Consider the following 16425-nt stretch of genomic DNA (forward strand, 5'->3'; position numbering starts at 1 on the left):
TTGTGCCGGGCTCTTTCATTTCAGCTGCCAACTGGCAGGCGGCTGTGCAGGGCCTGGTCCCAGGGCGGCGGGTGGCCGAAGCGTTCGCTGAGGAAGGCCAGCAGCAGACGCACACGCGGGCTGGTTTCGCGCTCCAGGCGCAGGGCGTAGATGCTGCTGGGTTCGGGGGGCGGCAGGCCGTTGTTGCAGAACAGGGGTTGCAGCTCGCCGCGCAGCAGGTATTCGCTGGCCAGCCAGGTCGGCAGGTGGGCGATGCCCAGGCCGTTGCACACGCCGTGGATCAGGGTTTCGCAGTTGTTGCTGGTCATGCGCAGGCGGCCGGGGCGGCATAGCTGCAGCTTGCCCTGGTGGGCAAAGCGCCAGGCGTAGGGCGGCGCCAGGGTGTCCCAGTCGAGGCCGTCGTGGCCAGCCAGCTCCTGCGGGCTCAGCGGTGTGCCGCGTCGGCGCAGATAGGCCGGGCTGGCGCAGGCGATGCGCAGCATCGAGGCCAGCGGCGTGGCGACCAGGCGGCTGTCGCCGAGCGGGCCGATGCGGATCACCACATCGACCTCGCCCAGGTGCTCGCCGTCCAGGTCGATGAAGCTGTCGATCAGGCGCAGTTGCACATCCAGGCCGGGGTTCAGCGCGAGGAAGTCGGCGATGGCCGGGGCCAGGTGGCGGCGACCGAAGGGGCTCGGTGCGTCGATGCGGATCAGGCCTTCCTGGGCGCTGCTCAGCGACACGGCCTCGGCACGGGCCAGGCGCAGTTCGTCGAGGATGCGTCGGCTGCGTTCGGCGAAGGCGACGCCCGCCTGGGTGGCCCGTACCGCGTGGGTGCTGCGCAGGAACAGGTTGACCCCGAGCGCCTGTTCCAGGTTGTCCATGCGCCGTGCCACGGCCGAGGGCGTCAGCTGGTGCAGGCGCGCGGCCGCGGAGAAGCTGCCGCTTTCCAGCACGGCGAGGAAGAGGTCGAGTTGCTCGCTGAGCTGGGTCGGATTCATGGCATGCCTGTGCGTTTATGGCACAGCCATTGTGCATCTTTGTGCGTTTCCGATCCAAGTAGCGCTGATTAGCATGGGTGCCTCTGAATGCGGAGGTCGCATGCTGTTGAGTGAAGTGCTGATCAATATCGGCCTGGGCCTGTGCCTGGGCACCATCGGTGGGCTGTTCGGCATTGGCGGTGGCCTGGTCGCGATCCCCATGCTGGGCCTGCTGTTCGGCCTGGATCAGCACCTGGCCCAGGGTACGGCGCTGGTCATGGTGGTGCCGAACGTGATGCTGGCGCTGTGGCGCTACCACCAGCGCAACCGCCTCAACTGGCGCTGGGCGGGTGTGCTGGCGCTGGCGGGCTTCTGCTGGGCGCTGCTCGGGGCGAGTGTCGCCACCAGCCTTTCCAACAGCCTGATGCGCTACCTGTTCGTCGGTTTCCTGGTGCTGCTGATCCTCTACAACGGCTGGCGCCTGTACCGGCCCCTGGCGCTGGCGGCGCAGGGTGCGCAGACGCCCGGTACGAGGCAGCTGGCGCTGCTGGGTAGCGTTGCCGGGCTGGCTGGCGGCCTGTTCGGCGTGGGTGGCGCGGTGGTGGCCACGCCGGTGCTGACCAGTGTGTTCGGTCTGAGCCAGGTGCTGGCGCAAGGTCTGGCGCTGGCCATGGCCTTGCCGAGTACCGCGGTGACCCTGGTCACGTTCGCCGCCCACGGCCAGGTCGATTGGGGCATGGGGCTGGCGCTGTCCTGTGGCGGTCTGCTCAGCATCAGCTGGGGCGTGCGTATGGCCCATGCCGTGCCGGACAGGCTGCTGCGCCTGCTGTTCTGCGGCTTCCTGCTGGCCTGCTCGGCAGGCCTGCTGCTGCAATAGGCTGGGTTCTAGAGGCGGAAGCCTTCGACGATATGCTCGGCCAGGGTTTCCGTGACCTGCGACTGGCTGTGCTGGCTACGCAGCAGCACGATGCTGGTCATCGGCAGCGTCGGCAGGCCTTCGGCCTCGCCGATGATGCGCATGTCCGGGGTGATCAGGCTCTGCAGCTGGGCGGTGACCGCCAGGCCGGCGCTGACCACGGCGAAGATCGCCGACAGGCTGGGGCTGGTGTAGGCGATGCGGTACTCGCGCTCCATGGCGTCCAGGGCGTTGCAGGCCCAGGCGCGGCAGAAGCAGTCGGCATTGAACATGGCCAGCGGCATGGGCGTCTGTTCGTGGGGGCTGAAGCCGATGGCCTCGGCCCAGACGAAGCGTTCCTGGCGCAGCAGCTGGCCGATTTCCTTGCCCGGCTCGCGGGTGACGATGGTCAGGTCGAGGTCCTGGCGTTGCAGCAGCTGGTAGGACGGCTCGCAGTGCAGCTCCACCTGCACCAGCGGGTAGGCCTGGGCGAAGCGGGCGAGGATGCCGGGCATGAAGCGCATCACGTAGTCGTCCGGTGTGCCGATGCGCACCGAGCCGACCATGTGCGGCTCGCGCAGGGTATTGAACACCTCGCCATGCAGCTTGAGGATGCGCCGGGCATAGCCGAGCAGCACCTGGCCTTCGGCGGTGAGGCGCACCTGGCGGCCGTCGCGCTGGAACAGCGGGCGCTGCAGCACGTCTTCTTCCAGGCGCTTCATCTGCATGCTGATGGCCGACTGGGTGCGGTTGACCGCCTCGGCCGCGCGGGTGAAGCCGCCCAGATCGGCGATGGCGACGAAGCTGCGCAGCAGTTCGGTGTCGATGCTCGGGTAATTGGCCATTGATCAATCTCGCAGATGTCTGGCATAAGAAACATTCGTTGGATTGATCTTAATCCCAGCGCGAGACTGGCGCCAACCCCACAGGGAGGGCGTCGAGATGAAAGGTCAAAAAGGTTATGCCGTAGTCCAATCGATCAGTGCCGGGCGGGTGCGTCCGCTGGCGCTGCTGCTGGCCGCCTGGCGCCAGATGGCGCGCTGGTGGCAGCTGGCCGAGCAGCGTCGGCTGCTGGCCACGCTGGATGAGTCTGCGCTCAAGGATATCGGCCTGAGCCGGGCCGATGCATTGCAGGAAAGCGAGCGGCCGTTCTGGGACGATCCGCTCAAGCGTTGAATGGTTGTGTTATCGAGGAGTGGCAATGGTGTTTTCGATCTGGGCCGGAGCGCGGGCATGAGCAGTACGCGCCAGGGCGCCGATGCATTTCTGTTCCAACTGATGCTTTTGCTGTGCGCCATCTGGGGCATCCAGCAGGTGGCGATCAAGCTGGCCGCGGCGGATATCGCGCCCTTGCTGCAGGTGACCCTGCGCTCGGGCATCGCCGCGCTGCTGGTGGCCGGCGTGATGCTCTGGCAGCGCGACTGGCAGGGCTGGCTGCGCGGCACCTGGCGCGCCGGGGTGCTGGCCGGCGGTCTGTTCGCCCTGGAGTTCTTCTTCATCGCCCGCGGCCTGCAGTACACCTCGGCCTCGCACATGGCGGTGTTTCTCTATACCGCGCCGATCTTCTCCGCCCTCGGCCTGCACCTGCTGCTGCCCAGCGAACGCCTGCGCCCCCTGCAGTGGGGCGGCATTGCCCTGTGTTTCGGCGGCATCGCCCTGGCCTTCGGCGGCGAACTGGACTGGGCCGAGATGGACCAGGACGGGCTGCTCGGCGACGGCCTGGGCCTGCTGGCCGGCATGGCCTGGGGCGCGACCACCGTGGTGGTGCGCGGCTCGCGGCTGTCCGAGGCGCCGCCGACCCTGACCCTGTTCTATCAGCTGGCCGTGGCCTTCGCGCTGTTGCTCGGCTATGCCGCGGCAATCGGGCAACTGGGCCCGATCCGCTGGACGCCGATCAGCATCGCCAGCGTGCTGCTGCAGGGTGTGGTGGTGTCCTTCTTCAGCTACCTGGCCTGGTTCTGGCTGCTGCGCCGCTACCTGGCATCGAACATGGCGGTGTTTTCCTTCATGACCCCGCTGTTCGGCGTCAGCTTCGGCGTGCTGATCCTCGATGAGCCGCTGACCCGCAATTTCGTCATCGGCGCGCTGCTGGTGCTGGCCGGCATCATGCTGGTCAGCAACCATGCCTGGGTGCGCAGGCGTCTGCTCGCCGGGCGATGGCTGGCCAGGCAGGAATGAACAACAGATTGATCGTGGTCGCTTGAAATCAAGGAGAGAGAGCATGTCCCGTTACCACCTGGCGCAACTGAATATCGCCAGCATGAAGGAACCCCTGGAATCGCCGGGCATGGCCGACTTCGTCGCCAACCTGGAGCGCATCAATGCCCTGGCCGAGAGTTCGCCGGGCTTCGTCTGGCGTCTGCAGGACGAGGCGGGCGATGCCACCGCGATTCGCCCGTTCGGCGAGCAGGTGCTGGTCAATCTGTCGCTCTGGCAGGATGTCGAGTCGCTCAGCGACTACGCCTACAAATCCGCCCATAGCGAGATGCTCAAACGCCGCAACGAGTGGTTCAGCCGCCTGGGCGAGGCGCACATGGTGCTGTGGTGGGTGCCGGCCGGGCATCTGCCGGATGTACGGGAGGCCGCCGAGCGTCTGCGTCTGCTCCGTGGGTCGGGGCCGACTGGTGAAGCATTCAGCTTTCGCGCGCGCTTTGCCGCCCCGGCTGGGTAGCCCGGCATCTGAACGATCTGGCGGTTCGGCTTGTGCGGCTGGCGGCGGGACCTGGATTGTCTGCCCCGGGGATGCGCAGGGCTTCGAGTGAAGCCCTGGCGGGTGATGCTTACTTGTCGGCGGCGATGCGCGCGCGGATATGCTCGGCACGCTCCTCGGAGGCCGGGTGCGAGTCGAACATGCTGCTCTCGCCGCCGCCCAGCTTGGCCAGCTTCTCGAAGGCGGTGACCAGGCCCTCGCGCTTGACGCCGCGCTGGGTCAGCAGGTCGAAGGAGAAGTCGTCCGCATCGGATTCCTGGGACTGGGAGAACTGCGCGTTGACCAGTTCCTCACCCAGCTCGCCGATCTGCGAGCTGGACAGGGCCGCGGCGGTGCTGTTGCCCGAGTAGGCCGCGGCATTGCGTGCCACGGAAGTGGCGTAGGCGGTCTGCATGGCCTTCTTGGTGTGGCCGAGGGCGACGTGGCCCATCTCGTGGCCGAGCACGCCTTCCACTTCGTTGTCGGTCATCAGGTCCATCAGGCCGCTGTAGACGCGCACGCAACCGTTGGCCATGGCCCAGGCGTTGACCTCGTCGGTCAGGTAGACCTTGTAGTTCACCGGGGTGCCGTGGATCTGGTTGCCCAGGTTGGCGGCGATCTTGTTCAGGCGCTGGGTGTATTCGCTGTCCGCATCGGCGATGGGTGCTTCGGCGTCCATCTGCATGCAGGCCTGGTCGGCCTGGCTCTTCACCTCGGCATCGCTGAGGGTGGCGGCCTGCATGGCCATCACACCGGTCTGCAGCATGGCGTCCGGGCTCATGTTCTGGCAGCCGCTGAGCAGGGTGGCGAGGGCGAGGGCGGAAAGGGGGAATTGCAGTTTCATCGGTCATCTTCCTTGGTGGGGGTATAAGCCGCGAGTCATTCCCGGCTGGGCGGTGCTTGCAGAGCGCTGGATCACGTTCCGGACTCAAGACACCGGAGCCCGCAGACTGCGCGAATTGTTGCACAGGTGTCTGGGGCGAGTGCTGAAACAGGTCTCACTTGGCGTAGAGGGCGCCGCGCGGCGCCCTCCGGGCCGTGGCGCTTAGCGGCGCACCTGCTTCAGGGTCTCGGCAATCATGAAGGCCAGTTCCAGGGACTGGTCGGCGTTCATCCGCGGGTCGCAGTGGGTGTGGTAGCGATCCGATAGGCCGGCCTCGGTGATCGGCCGCGCGCCGCCGATGCACTCGGTGACGTTCTGCCCGGTCATCTCGATATGAATGCCGCCGGCGTAAGTGCCCTCGGCCTGGTGCACGGCGAAGAACTGCTTCACCTCGGACAGAATCTGCGCGAAGTCGCGGGTCTTGTAGCCGCTGCTGGCCTTGATGGTGTTGCCGTGCATGGGGTCGGAACTCCACAGCACCTGCCGGCCTTCGCCCTGCACCTTGCGCAGCAGGCGCGGGAAGTGCGCTTCGACCTTGTCGGCGCCCATGCGCACGATCAGGTTGAGGCGGCCGGGGTCGTTGTCCGGGTTGAGGATATCGATCAGGCGGATCAGCTCGTCCGGGTCCATGCTCGGGCCGACCTTGACCCCGATCGGGTTGCCGACGCCGCGCAGGAACTCGACATGGGCGCCGTCCAGCTGGCGGGTGCGGTCGCCGATCCACAGCATGTGCGCGGAGCAGTCGTACCAGCCGCCGGTGAGGCTGTCCTGGCGCACGAAGGCCTGCTCGTAGTTGAGCAGCAGGGCCTCGTGGGCGGTGAAGAAGCTGACTTCGCGCAGTTGCGGCGCGCTGTCCATGCCCACCGCGCGCATGAAGGCCAGGGTCTCGTCGATGCGGTTGGCCAGTTGCTGGTACTTCTCGCTCAAGGCGGAATTAGCGATGAAGTCCAGGTTCCACTGGTGCACCTGGTGCACGTCGGCGAAGCCGCCCTGGGCGAAGGCACGCAGCAGGTTGAGGCTGGCGGTGGACTGGTGATAGGCCTGCAGCAGGCGCTCTGGGTTCGGCACGCGGCTGGCGGCGTCGAAGCCGATGCCGTTAACGATGTCGCCGCGATAGGCCGGCAGGGTCACGCCGTCGATGGTTTCGTCGTTGGCCGAGCGCGGCTTGGCGAACTGGCCGGCCATGCGCCCGACTTTCACCACCGGGCAGCCGGCGGCGAAGGTCATGACGATGGCCATCTGCAGCAGCACCTTGAAGGTGTCGCGGATCTTCAGGGTGGAAAACTCGGCGAAGCTTTCCGCGCAGTCACCGCCCTGCAGCAGGAAGGCGCGGCCCTGGGTGACCTCGGCAAACTGGCGGCGCAGCTCGCGCGCCTCGCCGGCGAAGACCAGCGGCGGATAGCCGGCCAGGGTCTTCTCCACCTGCTGCAGGTGGGCGGCGTCCGGGTATTGGGGTTGCTGCTGGATCGGCTTGCTTCTCCAGCTTTCGGGGCTCCAGGCTTGCGACATCAGACTTCTCGGCTATCAGCGGTACATGCAGAGAGTCATGGTAACCGATCGGCCCGAACGCGTAAGCCGATCGGCGTGCTGGCGCCGCTATCCGGTGCTGGGCCCGGGCCTGGCGCTGCGCCTCAGATGGCCGCCGGCTGCCACATGGCGGCGCCGGCCTGGCGCGACAACAGGTCGCGCGCCGGCAGGAAGCAGCCGAAGCCGCGCTGCCTGCCCAGCGCCTCGGGGAACCCGGCGCCACGATGGTAGGCGATGCGGCCATTGATCAGGGTGGCGTCCACCGCCGCGTCGTTACGCTTGACTACCCGCTGCAGGCCGATCACCTCCATCGGCGCTTCATGCATCTCGTCCAGCTCGTCGGTCAGCCCGGCCGGATTGACGATCACCACATCGGCGCGGTCGCCGACGCGGATGGTGCCGGCCTCCACACCGATAAAGTCGGCGAGCTCTCCCGTCAGCCTGTGCACCGCGCGGCCCATTTCCATGAACGGCGTGCCGGCCAGTTCGGCGTCGCGCACGTACTTGAGCAAGCGCAGCGGGAAGTTGTACTGGGCAATCGAGCGCAGATGCGCGCCGGAGTCGGCGAAGCCGGGCTGGGTCCAGGGGCTGGCCAGCAGCTTGTGCATCACCGGCAGGCGCTGGTTGCCGTAGCAGGTGGTCCACTTCAGCGCCTCGCGGTACTGGCAGGCCAGCTCGAAGTAGGCGTCCACCGGGTCCAGGCCGCGGGCGGCGCCGAGTTGCTTGAAGTTCTTGCCGACCAGACTGGCGTCCGGGCACTCGGTCACCCAGCAGTCGGAGAAGTCGCGGTGCCACAGGCCCTTGGTGAGGATGGCCTTGACCTGCTTCTTGAACAGGGCGCGGAACTCCGGCTCCAACACCTTGGCGTACAGCTGGTCCGGGTCCTTGATATTGCGCAGGATCTCGCCGGCGCCGAACTCCTCGAAGGCGTTCACGTTGAGCCCTTCCAGACGCAGGGTGAAGGGTGCTGGCAGGGTCTGCCAGCGAAAGTGGCCACGCAGCACGCGGTTGGCCAGCCAGCCGGAGAGGCGGGTGAAACGGTGCAGCAGCGGCTGTGACTTGAGGTCCAGGGCGGTGAGCATTGAGCACTTCAACGGTTTCCTGAACCAGCCGTGGGCCTGGTAGAGGAAGGCGAATACGTTGACCTTGGTTACCGCGTCCGGCGCACCCTGCAGCACCGCCCCGCGGCGACGCAGCACGGCGAACAGGCGGGAGAACTCGGTCCAGCTGGCGAAGGTCGACGGCAGCGGGCTGGACCAGGCGCGATCGCCGTCCATCTTGTCGAGCTTGGTGGTCATCACCGACAGGCCGATGCAGCCGGCATCCAGCGCCTCTTCCAGCAGCTGTTCCATGCGCTGCAGCTCGGCTTCGCTCGGTTTGATCTTGCGGGTGGCACGTTCCAGGCCGAGCACCGCCACGCGCAGCTCGGAGTGACCGAGGAAGGAGCTGACGTTCGGTCCCAGCGGATGCTGGTCGTAGAAGGCGCGGTAGCCGGCGGCGTCGCGCCAGGTCTTCTTCGCCTGCAGGATCGGTAGCACGTATTCACGCGGCACCGCCTCGACGCGGGTAAACAGGTCTGAGCAGTCCTCGGCATCGGCCAGCACCATGCTGATCGAGCAAGAGCCGATGGTCACGCTGGTCACGCCGTGGCGTACCGATTCCTTCAGCGCCGGCGCGGCGATCACCTCGGCATCGTAGTGCGAGTGGATTTCCAGGAAGCCCGGAGTTACCCAGCGCCCGGCGGCGTCGAGCACCTCGGGGCAGCCGTTCTCAATCAGCGGGCTGAGGCTGACCGCATCGATGCGTCCGGCCTTGATGCCGATATGCCGCAGTGCGCCGGGTGCGCCAGTGCCGTCGAAGTACAGGCCGTTCTTGATGATGATGTCGTAGCTCATAGCAGGCTCCAGGGCGCCAGCAGCAGGGTGCCGGTGACCAGCAACAGGATGTAGATGGCGATGCGGAAATGACGCTCGTCGAAGCGCCGGTGCAGGCGCTCGCCGGCCCACAGGCCGACCAGCAGCAGCGGTGCATAGGCGAGCACCTGCGGCAGCGCCGGCAGCAGGCGGCCGTCGACGAGGAAGGCGGCAGTCAGCAAGCTGTTGAGGGTGAACCAGACGCTGACCAGGGTGGCGCGAAAGCGCGCCTTGTCCAGGCTGGTGCCAGCCAGGCCGAACACCAGCAGCGGCCCGCCGGAGGCGAACAGGCCGTGGCTGAGGCCGGCGCCGAGGGTCAGCAGGCGAGTCAGCCACTGCGGCCGCACTGGCAGCGTGGCAGCATGGCGCAGGCGCCACAGCTCGCGCCCAGCGAACCAGAGGATCAGCGCGCCGAAGCAGCGCTTGAGCAGCGCCTCGTCCAGATACGGCAGCAACAGGTAGCCGAGCAGGGTGCCGAGCAGCATGCCGGGCAGGATGGTGCCGAGCAGCAGCGGACGGTCGATCTGCGCCCGGTGGCGCCAGACCAGGTAGCCGGTCATGCCGATATTCAGCGGCACCAGTACCGGCAGCAGCTGGTCGATAGGCAGCAGCAGGGCACCGAGCGACAGGGCGATCACGATGCTGCCGAAACCGGTGACGGCTTCCAGGGTGTAGGCCAGCAGGATGAATACGCCGAGGGCGTAGGGGGCGAAGGCCATCAGTCCATCTCCGCGGTGAAGCGCTGGCTCATCTGCCGGTAGTACAGCGCCGGCGCCACGCGCCAGAGCAGGCTGGCCAGCCAGCTGCCGCGATCGGGGAACAGGCGTTGCTGGCCGACCGCCAGGCCCTTGAGGATTTCCCCGGCCATCCAGTCGGCGCCGCGCACCTTGCCAAAGGTCGAGCGGGCATGGCCGGCCGGCTTGCCGTCGGCGCCGAGGGCGTTGCGGTCGATAGGGGTGTCGAGAAAGCTCGGGTAGACCATCAGCAGCTGGATGCCGTCGCGGACGATTTCCGCACGCAGCACCTCGAAGGCCTGGCCCAGGGCGCTTTTCGCCGCGCAGTAGCCGGCGCGGCCGAGTACCGGCATCCAGCCGGCCATGGAGCCGATGGCGACGACCTGGCCACGGCTCTCGCGCAGCAGCGGCAGGGCGGTGAGGGTCAGTTCCAGTGGCGCGTGATAGTCCACGGCCATGACCTGGCGAAACACCGCCGGATCGGTGCGGGTGGTCGGCGAACGGTGGGTGATGCCGGCGTTGTTGAGCAGCACATCGAGGCGGCCGAATCGTTCACGGCAGGCCTTGAGCAGCTGGCGGTGCAGCTCGGCATCGCAGATATCGCCGGCGATGCCCTGCACGCGATCTTCACCCAACTCGGCAACCCGTGCGGCCAGGCCGCTGGCGTCGATATCGGTCAGCAGCAGCTGGTCGCCATGGGCGTGGCAGGCCTTGGCCAGCTCCCAACCGAGGCCGCTGGCGGCGCCGGTGATCAGCACTACGCGCATCACTGGGCTCCTTCGCCGAGCGCCACGCTCGCTTGGCCGGCCGGTGGGCGCCGGGCCCAGAACAGTGCCAGCAGCAGCCCGGAGAGCAGCTGCCAGCAACCCCAGAAGGCGGCGATCAACAGCATGCCGCCGGCCTGCGGGAAGAAGGTGAAGATCAGCGCCATGCCCAGGGCCGAGTTGTGGATGCCGGTTTCCAGGGTCACGGCGCGCACGTCGGCCTCCGGCAGGCGCCACAGGCGTGCGCACAGGTAGCCGAGCAGCAGGGCCATGCCGTTGAGCGTGACCACCAGCCAGAAGAACAGGTGGAAGTGTTCGCTGAACTGTTCGAAGTTCTTGGCGAAGGCACCGCCGACGAAGGCCAGCATCACCAGCAGGGAGAAGTTGCGCAGCGGTTTCTCCATTCGGCGTGCAAGCTGCGGGCGGCGCTTGCCGAGCAGCATGCCGGCGATCATCGGCAGGACCAGGACCAGCACGACCATGGCCAGCAGTTCGACCGGGTCGACGCTGATCTCGGTGAGCAGTGCCCGGGTGTTGGGGTTGAGCCCGGCGTACAGGGCGAAGTTGAGCGGGGTGAAGATCCCCGCAGTGATGCTCGACACCGCGGTGACGCTGGCCGACACGGCGACGTTGCCGCGCCCCAGCCAGGTCATGATGTTGGAGAAGGTGCCGCTCGGGCAGGTGGCGACCAGGATCATGCCCAGGGCCAGGCTCGGGTCGATCGGCAGCAGGCTGGTGAGCAGGCAGGTGCTGGCCGGCAGCAGCACGAACTGCACGAACAGGCCGATCAGTGGCGCCTTGGGCGTGCGTAGGATGCGTTTGAAGTCATCGGCGCGCAGCTCCAGGGATACGCCGAACATCATCAGGGCGATGATGGCGTTCAGCGCAATCATCGCGCTGGGGGAAAACTCAAGATTGACGGCAGGCATCGAGGCTTTCCTTTGGCGAAATCGGGGTCAGGTGCTGTTTGAGTTCGGCGATATGGGCCTTGAGCGCGGCGCGGTAGCTGTCCTTGTGCACGTAGTAGGCCATGCGTTCCAGCGGCAGGTAGGCGTAGCCGCCGTCCAGGCGCTGGGCGAAGCGTTGCTCTACCTGCTCGTGGAAGCGCGCGGCCGAGGGGTGGCCATCGAGCTGCTGGCGGATCACCAGGGCGACCAGTTCGGCCTGCTCGGCGCGGCCCTGCCAGCCGAGGCCGGAGGCTTCGATCATGCCGAGCATGAACAGGTCGCGATGCAGCGGGTGGAACACGTTGAGGTACAGCTGCGGCGCGCCGGCGTCCTGTGGCCAGTTCAGCTCGGCACGGTCGATGAAGGGGTAATCCAGTTTGTAGCCGGTGGCCTGGAGGATCAGGTCGTAGTCGGCGCTCTCGCCATTGGCGAAAGTCACCCTATGGCCGTCGACCTTGCGGATATCGCCGCGCGGCTGGATGTCGCCATGGCCGAGATGGTGCAGCACCAGCGAGTTCATCACCGGGTGCGACTCGTACAGGCGGTAGTCCGGATCGGGCAGGCCGTATTGCGAGGGCTTGCCTAGCAGGGCACGCACCAGCAGGCCGTCGACCAGCTGCTTGAGCCGGCGCGGCAGCTTGACCGCGCCGCCGAAGGTGTCGGTGGGCTTGCCGAGGATGAACTTGGGCAGGAAGTGGTAGCCGCGGCGTACCGAGAGGTCGACCGAGGCGGCGCGGTGCACGGCATCCACGGCGATGTCGCAGGCCGAGTTGCCGCAGCCGACCACCAGCACGCGCTTGCCGACGAAGATGTCCGCCGACTTGTAGGCTGAGGAATGCAGCAGCTCGCCGGCGAACGGGCCGGGCAGGGCTGGCTGGTTGGGCGTGTGCAGGGTGCCGTTGGCGATCAGCACGCCGTCGAACTGCCATTCGCGCCGTACGCCGGCACACTCGCTGATCAGGCGCCAACCCTGGTCGAGGTGCTCCAGCTTGAGCACGCGGGTATTGAACTGGTAGTGCTGGCGCAGGCCGAAGTGCTCGGCGTAATCGCGAAAGTACTGGCCGATCTGCTGGTGCCGCGGGTAGTGCGGCACCTCGGCGGGCATGGGAAATTCGGCGAAGGCGGTGGTGCCCTTGGACGAGATCAGGTGCGCCGACTCGTACATGGTGCTGTGCGGGTTGCTGATATCCCACAGGCCGCCGACATCGCTGTGCAACTCGAAGCCGACGAAGGGGATAGCATGGCGTTGTAGCTGACGGGCAGCCGCCAGCCCCATGGGGCCGGCTCCGATAATGGCGTGCATGCAAGGCGTCTCGATTGTCTTTCTAGTGTTATTCCGTGAGCATATGCACCCCCGCGCAGGCCGTAACGGCTCAATCAGGACCTTTCCCGGTTAATTCAGGACCATGAGCAGCACCCCTTCCGTCACCGTGCATTACGCCCAGGCCATCCTCCAGGCCGCCGAGCGCCTGGCCTTGCCGCTGCCGGCCGAGCTGCGCGCGCTGGGTGGCGAGGCGCGCATTCCGCTGGCGCGCCAGGACGCCCTGTGGGAGGCCTTCTGCAGCGCCTCCAGCGATCCGTTGATCGGCCTGCGCCTGGGCTGCGCCCTGCAGGTCGGCCATCTGGACATGGTCGGCGCCCTGCTGATGAGCTGCGAAACGGTCGGCGAGGCGCTGGAAGCCCTGCTCGAGTACTACCCGATCGTCGGCGAGGGCGGCGAGTTCAGCCTGCAGCGGGCTCCCGGGCAGGTACGCCTGGTCTACCAGCCGCATTACCAGGTGCGCCGTGAGGAGCGGGTCGAGGCGGTGCTGGCCAGCCTGCTGCAGATGACGCGCTGGATTGCCGGCAACCAGCTGGGGCCGTTGCAGCTGAGCTTCAGCCATGCCGCCCGTGGCGAGCTAGCCAGCTATGCCGGGCTGCTGGCTTGCCCGCTGCAGTTCGAGGTTGCGGACAATGCGCTGCTGTTTGCCGAAAGTGACCTGCGGGTGCCGCTGATCCAGGCCAATGCGCTGATGCGCGAACACCTGCGCGGCCTCGCCGATAGCCTGCTCGAACGCCTGGGTACGCAGAGCCTGGCGGTGCGCGTGCAGCAGTTGCTGCGCCAGCATCCGCGCTGGGGCAAGGAACGCGTCGCCGAACAGCTGGCACTGAGCGGGCGCCACCTCAACCGCAAGCTGGCCGAGGAGGGCAGCAGTTTCAAGCTGTTGCGCGAGCAGGTGCTGTTTGCCATGGCCGAGCGGCTGCTGCGCGAGTCGCCACGCCTGGCCGACGTCGCCGAGCGTCTCGGCTTTTCCGATGAGAGTGCTTTCGCCAAGGCCTTCCGCCGCTGGAGCAGCATGACACCAGGGCAGTTTCGCCAGGGGCAGAGTGAATGAGTGATTTGCGTGAAGAGCGGGTACTGGCCGAGGTGCAGGACGAGTTCGGTCTGGTCCGGGTACTGGAGGTCGGCGACTACCGCTTCCTCGAATTCGGCGATGCCATCGAGCAGAGCTGCGTGTTCACTCGCGACCCGAAGTGGCTGGAGTATGACTACACCCGCGCCATGCTGCTCGGCGCACTGTGCCATGAGCAGCCGGAAACCGCGCTGTTCCTCGGCTTGGGCGCCGGCAACCTGACCCAGGCCTGCCTGAGCTTCCTGAACCTGGACGATGTCGAGGTGATCGAGCTGCGCCCGGATGTGCCGCGCCTGGCCATGGAATACCTCGGCCTGGCCGACGACCCGCGCCTGACCATCCGCATCGGCGATGCCCTGGAGCTGCTCGACAGCGCCGAGTCGGCCGACCTGATCTTCCTCGACCTGTACACCGACACCGGCCCGGCGGTCGGCCACCTGGCCTGGAAGTTCCTGGAAAACTGCCAGGCCAAGCTCAATCCGGGCGGCTGGCTGGTGATCAACCAGTGGGGCACCGACGACGGCAAGCCGCTCGGCGCGGCGTTGCTGCGCGGCCTGTACCACCGCCATTACTGGGAAATTCCGGTGAAGGAGGGCAACGTCATCCTGCTGGTTCCGGCCGATCTGGAGCAGGAGCTGCAGCCCGAGTTGCTCTCGGCCCGCGCCGCCGAGTTGGCGCCGCGCCTGGGCTACTCGCTGCAGCCCTTGATCGATGTGCTGCGCCCGGCCAGCTGAGCACGGCGACCAGAGGCGGAGGGGTTGTCGGTCGGGCAAACTGAGCGGGGCGTCAAAAAATCTGTCTCGCGGTCATAATTTTCCTGTATGATTCGCGCCCGGCCAAAATCTGGCCAGGTTCAGGTGAAGCAACTCCACGAAGCACTGTCTTCGCTGCTTGTCCGCTGTGCGGACTATCCTTGACGTTATCCATATTAGTTTTCGCAAATCCCCGCCTACACGGCTGCCAGGGTGACCTTCGGGTCCTACATGGCATGTGCAGCTTTGGAACTTGGGTCTTTGCGGATGCACCTAGAGGCAGACCCATGACCCAGGAAGTAACCGGCACTTTCGCCGAACTCGGCCTTCATCCTTCTATTCTCGCTGCGCTGACCGCGGTGGGCTACGAAGAGCCGTCCCCCATTCAAGCCCAGGCGATCCCGGTGATCCTCGCCGGCCACGACATGATCGGCCAGGCGCAGACCGGTACCGGCAAGACCGCCGCGTTCGCCCTGCCTATCCTGTCGAAGATCGACCCGGCCAGGCGTGAACTGCAGGCGCTGATCCTCGCGCCGACCCGCGAGCTGGCCCTGCAGGTGGCCACCGCGTTCGAAACCTACTCCAAGCAGATGCCCGGCCTGAGCGTGGTCGCCGTCTACGGCGGCGCGCCGATGGGCCCGCAGCTCAAGGCCATCCGCATGGGTGCCCAGGTCATCGTCGCCACCCCGGGTCGTCTGGTCGACCACCTGAGCCGCAACGACCAGCTGCTGTCGACCATCAGCCACCTGGTGCTGGACGAAGCCGACGAAATGCTCAAGCTCGGCTTCATGGACGACCTGGAAGTGATCTTCCAGGCCATGCCGGCCAGCCGCCAGAGCGTGCTGTTCTCCGCGACCCTGCCGGCCTCGATCCGCACCATCGCCGAGAAGCACCTGCGCGAACCGAAGCACATCAAGATCGCCGCCAAGACCCAGACCGTCTCGCTGATCGAACAGGCGCACCTGATGGTGCATGCCGACCAGAAGGTCCAGGCCGTTTCGCGCCTGCTGGAAGTCGAGGAATTCGACGCCCTGATCGCCTTCGTGCGCACCAAGCAAGCCACCCTGGACCTGGCCTCCGCGCTGGAAGCCAAGGGCTACAAGGTTGCCGCGCTGAACGGTGACATCGCGCAGAACCAGCGCGAGCGTGTCATCGAGTCGCTGAAGGACGGCCGTCTGGACATCGTGGTCGCCACAGACGTGGCCGCCCGTGGTATCGACGTACCGCGCATCACCCACGTACTCAACGTCGACATGCCGTACGACCCGGAGTCCTACGTGCACCGTATCGGTCGTACCGGCCGTGCCGGTCGCGTCGGCCGTGCGCTGCTGCTGGTCACCCCGCGCGAGCGCCGCATGCTGCAGGTGATCGAGCGCGTGACCGGGCAGAAAGTCGCCGAAGTGCGCCTGCCCAATGCCCAGCAGGTGCTGGATGCGCGCATCAAGAAGCTGACCAACAGCCTGGCGCCGCTGGTGGCCGATGCCGAAGCCAGCCATGGCGAGCTGCTCGACCGTCTGGTCGCCGATATCGGCTGCACCCCGCGCGCCCTGGCCGCGGCCCTGCTGCGCAAGGCCACCAATGGCCAGTCGCTGAACCTGGCCGATGTCGAGCGCGAGCAGCCGCTGGTGCCGACCGTCAGCGCCCCGCGCGAGCGTCGCGAGCGTGATGGCGAGCGCAGCGGCGATTTCGCCCCGCGTGAACGTCGTGCCCCGGTGCCGCTGGCCGAAGGCCGTGCCCGTTGCCGTACCGCCCTGGGCACTCGCGACGGCATCGCCGCGAAGAACCTGCTCGGTGCGATCCTCAACGAGGGCGGCCTAGCCCGCGAAGCCATCGGTCGCATCCAGATCCGCGAGACTTTCAGCCTGATCGAACTGCCGGAAGAAGGCCTCGATCGCCTGCTCGGCAAGCTCAAGGACACCCGCGTCGCCGGCAAGGCCTTGAAGCTGCGTCGTTATCGCGAGGATTGATC

General features: G+C 67.0%; 15 protein-coding genes and 1 pseudogene. 7 read left to right on the top strand and 9 right to left on the bottom strand.

Features of this window, described 5'->3' with window-relative positions; all coding sequences use genetic code 11:
- Positions 1 to 20: 20 nt before the first annotated feature.
- On the bottom strand, positions 21 to 980 hold the full coding sequence (locus tag F3I16_RS08985) for a LysR family transcriptional regulator (RefSeq protein ID WP_160493361.1): 960 nt from the start codon (positions 978 to 980) through the stop codon (positions 21 to 23).
- Between the two features lie 100 nt (positions 981 to 1080).
- Here F3I16_RS08985 and F3I16_RS08990 point away from each other — a divergent pair, with 100 nt between their 5' ends.
- Entirely contained in the window at positions 1081 to 1836 is a 756-nt protein-coding gene (locus F3I16_RS08990; RefSeq protein ID WP_160493362.1) for a sulfite exporter TauE/SafE family protein, read from the top strand.
- Positions 1837 to 1844: 8 nt separating this feature from the next.
- Here F3I16_RS08990 and F3I16_RS08995 read toward each other — a convergent pair whose 3' ends face one another.
- Entirely contained in the window at positions 1845 to 2699 is an 855-nt protein-coding gene (locus tag F3I16_RS08995) for a LysR family transcriptional regulator (RefSeq protein WP_160493363.1), read from the bottom strand.
- Between the two features lie 97 nt (positions 2700 to 2796).
- On the opposite strand from F3I16_RS08995, the gene F3I16_RS09000 reads away from it, so the two are divergent.
- From F3I16_RS09000 to F3I16_RS09010, 3 genes are read left to right on the top strand one after another with little or no spacing between them, the layout of a single operon-like run.
- Positions 2797 to 3030, top strand: a complete 234-nt coding sequence (locus tag F3I16_RS09000) for a DUF1127 domain-containing protein (protein WP_160493364.1) — start codon at positions 2797 to 2799, stop codon at positions 3028 to 3030.
- Between the two features lie 57 nt (positions 3031 to 3087).
- Entirely contained in the window at positions 3088 to 4032 is a 945-nt protein-coding gene (locus F3I16_RS09005; RefSeq protein ID WP_160493365.1) for a DMT family transporter, read from the top strand.
- A gap of 43 nt (positions 4033 to 4075) precedes the next feature.
- The gene (locus F3I16_RS09010) at positions 4076 to 4525 is read left to right on the top strand and encodes a DUF3291 domain-containing protein (RefSeq protein ID WP_160493366.1); all 450 of its coding nucleotides are present in this window, start codon (positions 4076 to 4078) and stop codon (positions 4523 to 4525) included.
- 109 nt (positions 4526 to 4634) lie between these two features.
- Here the strand turns inward: F3I16_RS09010 and F3I16_RS09015 are convergent, their stop codons facing one another.
- The 7 genes from F3I16_RS09015 to F3I16_RS09045 form a co-directional block, all read right to left on the bottom strand.
- Positions 4635 to 5387 carry a M48 family metallopeptidase gene (locus tag F3I16_RS09015; protein WP_160493367.1) on the bottom strand — a complete coding sequence of 251 codons (753 nt, stop codon included), beginning with the start codon at positions 5385 to 5387 and terminating at the stop codon, positions 4635 to 4637.
- 201 nt (positions 5388 to 5588) lie between these two features.
- Positions 5589 to 6935, bottom strand: coding sequence for a class II 3-deoxy-7-phosphoheptulonate synthase (locus F3I16_RS09020; RefSeq protein ID WP_160493368.1), 1347 nt, complete (start codon positions 6933 to 6935; stop codon positions 5589 to 5591).
- Between the two features lie 122 nt (positions 6936 to 7057).
- Positions 7058 to 8848, bottom strand: coding sequence for an amidohydrolase family protein (locus tag F3I16_RS09025; protein ID WP_160493369.1), 1791 nt, complete (start codon positions 8846 to 8848; stop codon positions 7058 to 7060).
- A complete protein-coding gene (locus F3I16_RS09030) occupies positions 8845 to 9585 on the bottom strand; it encodes a sulfite exporter TauE/SafE family protein (RefSeq protein WP_160493370.1) in 741 nt (246 codons plus the stop codon). The genes F3I16_RS09025 and F3I16_RS09030 overlap by 4 nt, the downstream gene beginning before the upstream one ends.
- Positions 9585 to 10367, bottom strand: coding sequence for an SDR family NAD(P)-dependent oxidoreductase (locus F3I16_RS09035; protein ID WP_160493371.1), 783 nt, complete (start codon positions 10365 to 10367; stop codon positions 9585 to 9587). Before F3I16_RS09035 ends, F3I16_RS09030 begins: the two co-directional genes overlap by 1 nt.
- A complete protein-coding gene (locus tag F3I16_RS09040; protein ID WP_160493372.1) occupies positions 10367 to 11293 on the bottom strand; it encodes a bile acid:sodium symporter family protein in 927 nt (308 codons plus the stop codon). The genes F3I16_RS09035 and F3I16_RS09040 overlap by 1 nt, the downstream gene beginning before the upstream one ends.
- Positions 11274 to 12614 (bottom strand): NAD(P)/FAD-dependent oxidoreductase, encoded by a 1341-nt coding sequence (locus F3I16_RS09045; RefSeq protein ID WP_160493373.1) that lies wholly within the window; start codon positions 12612 to 12614, stop codon positions 11274 to 11276. Before F3I16_RS09045 ends, F3I16_RS09040 begins: the two co-directional genes overlap by 20 nt.
- A 103-nt stretch (positions 12615 to 12717) precedes the next feature.
- On the opposite strand from F3I16_RS09045, the gene F3I16_RS09050 reads away from it, so the two are divergent.
- The 3 genes and pseudogenes from F3I16_RS09050 to F3I16_RS09060 all read left to right on the top strand — a co-directional run bounded on the left by F3I16_RS09050 (position 12718) and on the right by F3I16_RS09060 (position 16423).
- Positions 12718 to 13686, top strand: a complete 969-nt coding sequence (locus F3I16_RS09050) for an AraC family transcriptional regulator (protein ID WP_160493374.1) — start codon at positions 12718 to 12720, stop codon at positions 13684 to 13686.
- Positions 13683 to 14438: a spermidine synthase gene (locus tag F3I16_RS09055; RefSeq protein ID WP_160493375.1), complete on the top strand. Its 756-nt coding sequence runs from the start codon at positions 13683 to 13685 to the stop codon at positions 14436 to 14438. Before F3I16_RS09050 ends, F3I16_RS09055 begins: the two co-directional genes overlap by 4 nt.
- A gap of 271 nt (positions 14439 to 14709) precedes the next feature.
- A pseudogene (locus F3I16_RS09060) lies at positions 14710 to 16423 on the top strand (DEAD/DEAH box helicase).
- The last annotated feature ends 2 nt before the right edge of the window (positions 16424 to 16425 follow it).

The organism is Pseudomonas sp. L-22-4S-12, from assembly GCF_009799935.1.
In the GTDB taxonomy this organism is placed as follows: Bacteria; Pseudomonadota; Gammaproteobacteria; order Pseudomonadales; family Pseudomonadaceae; genus Aquipseudomonas.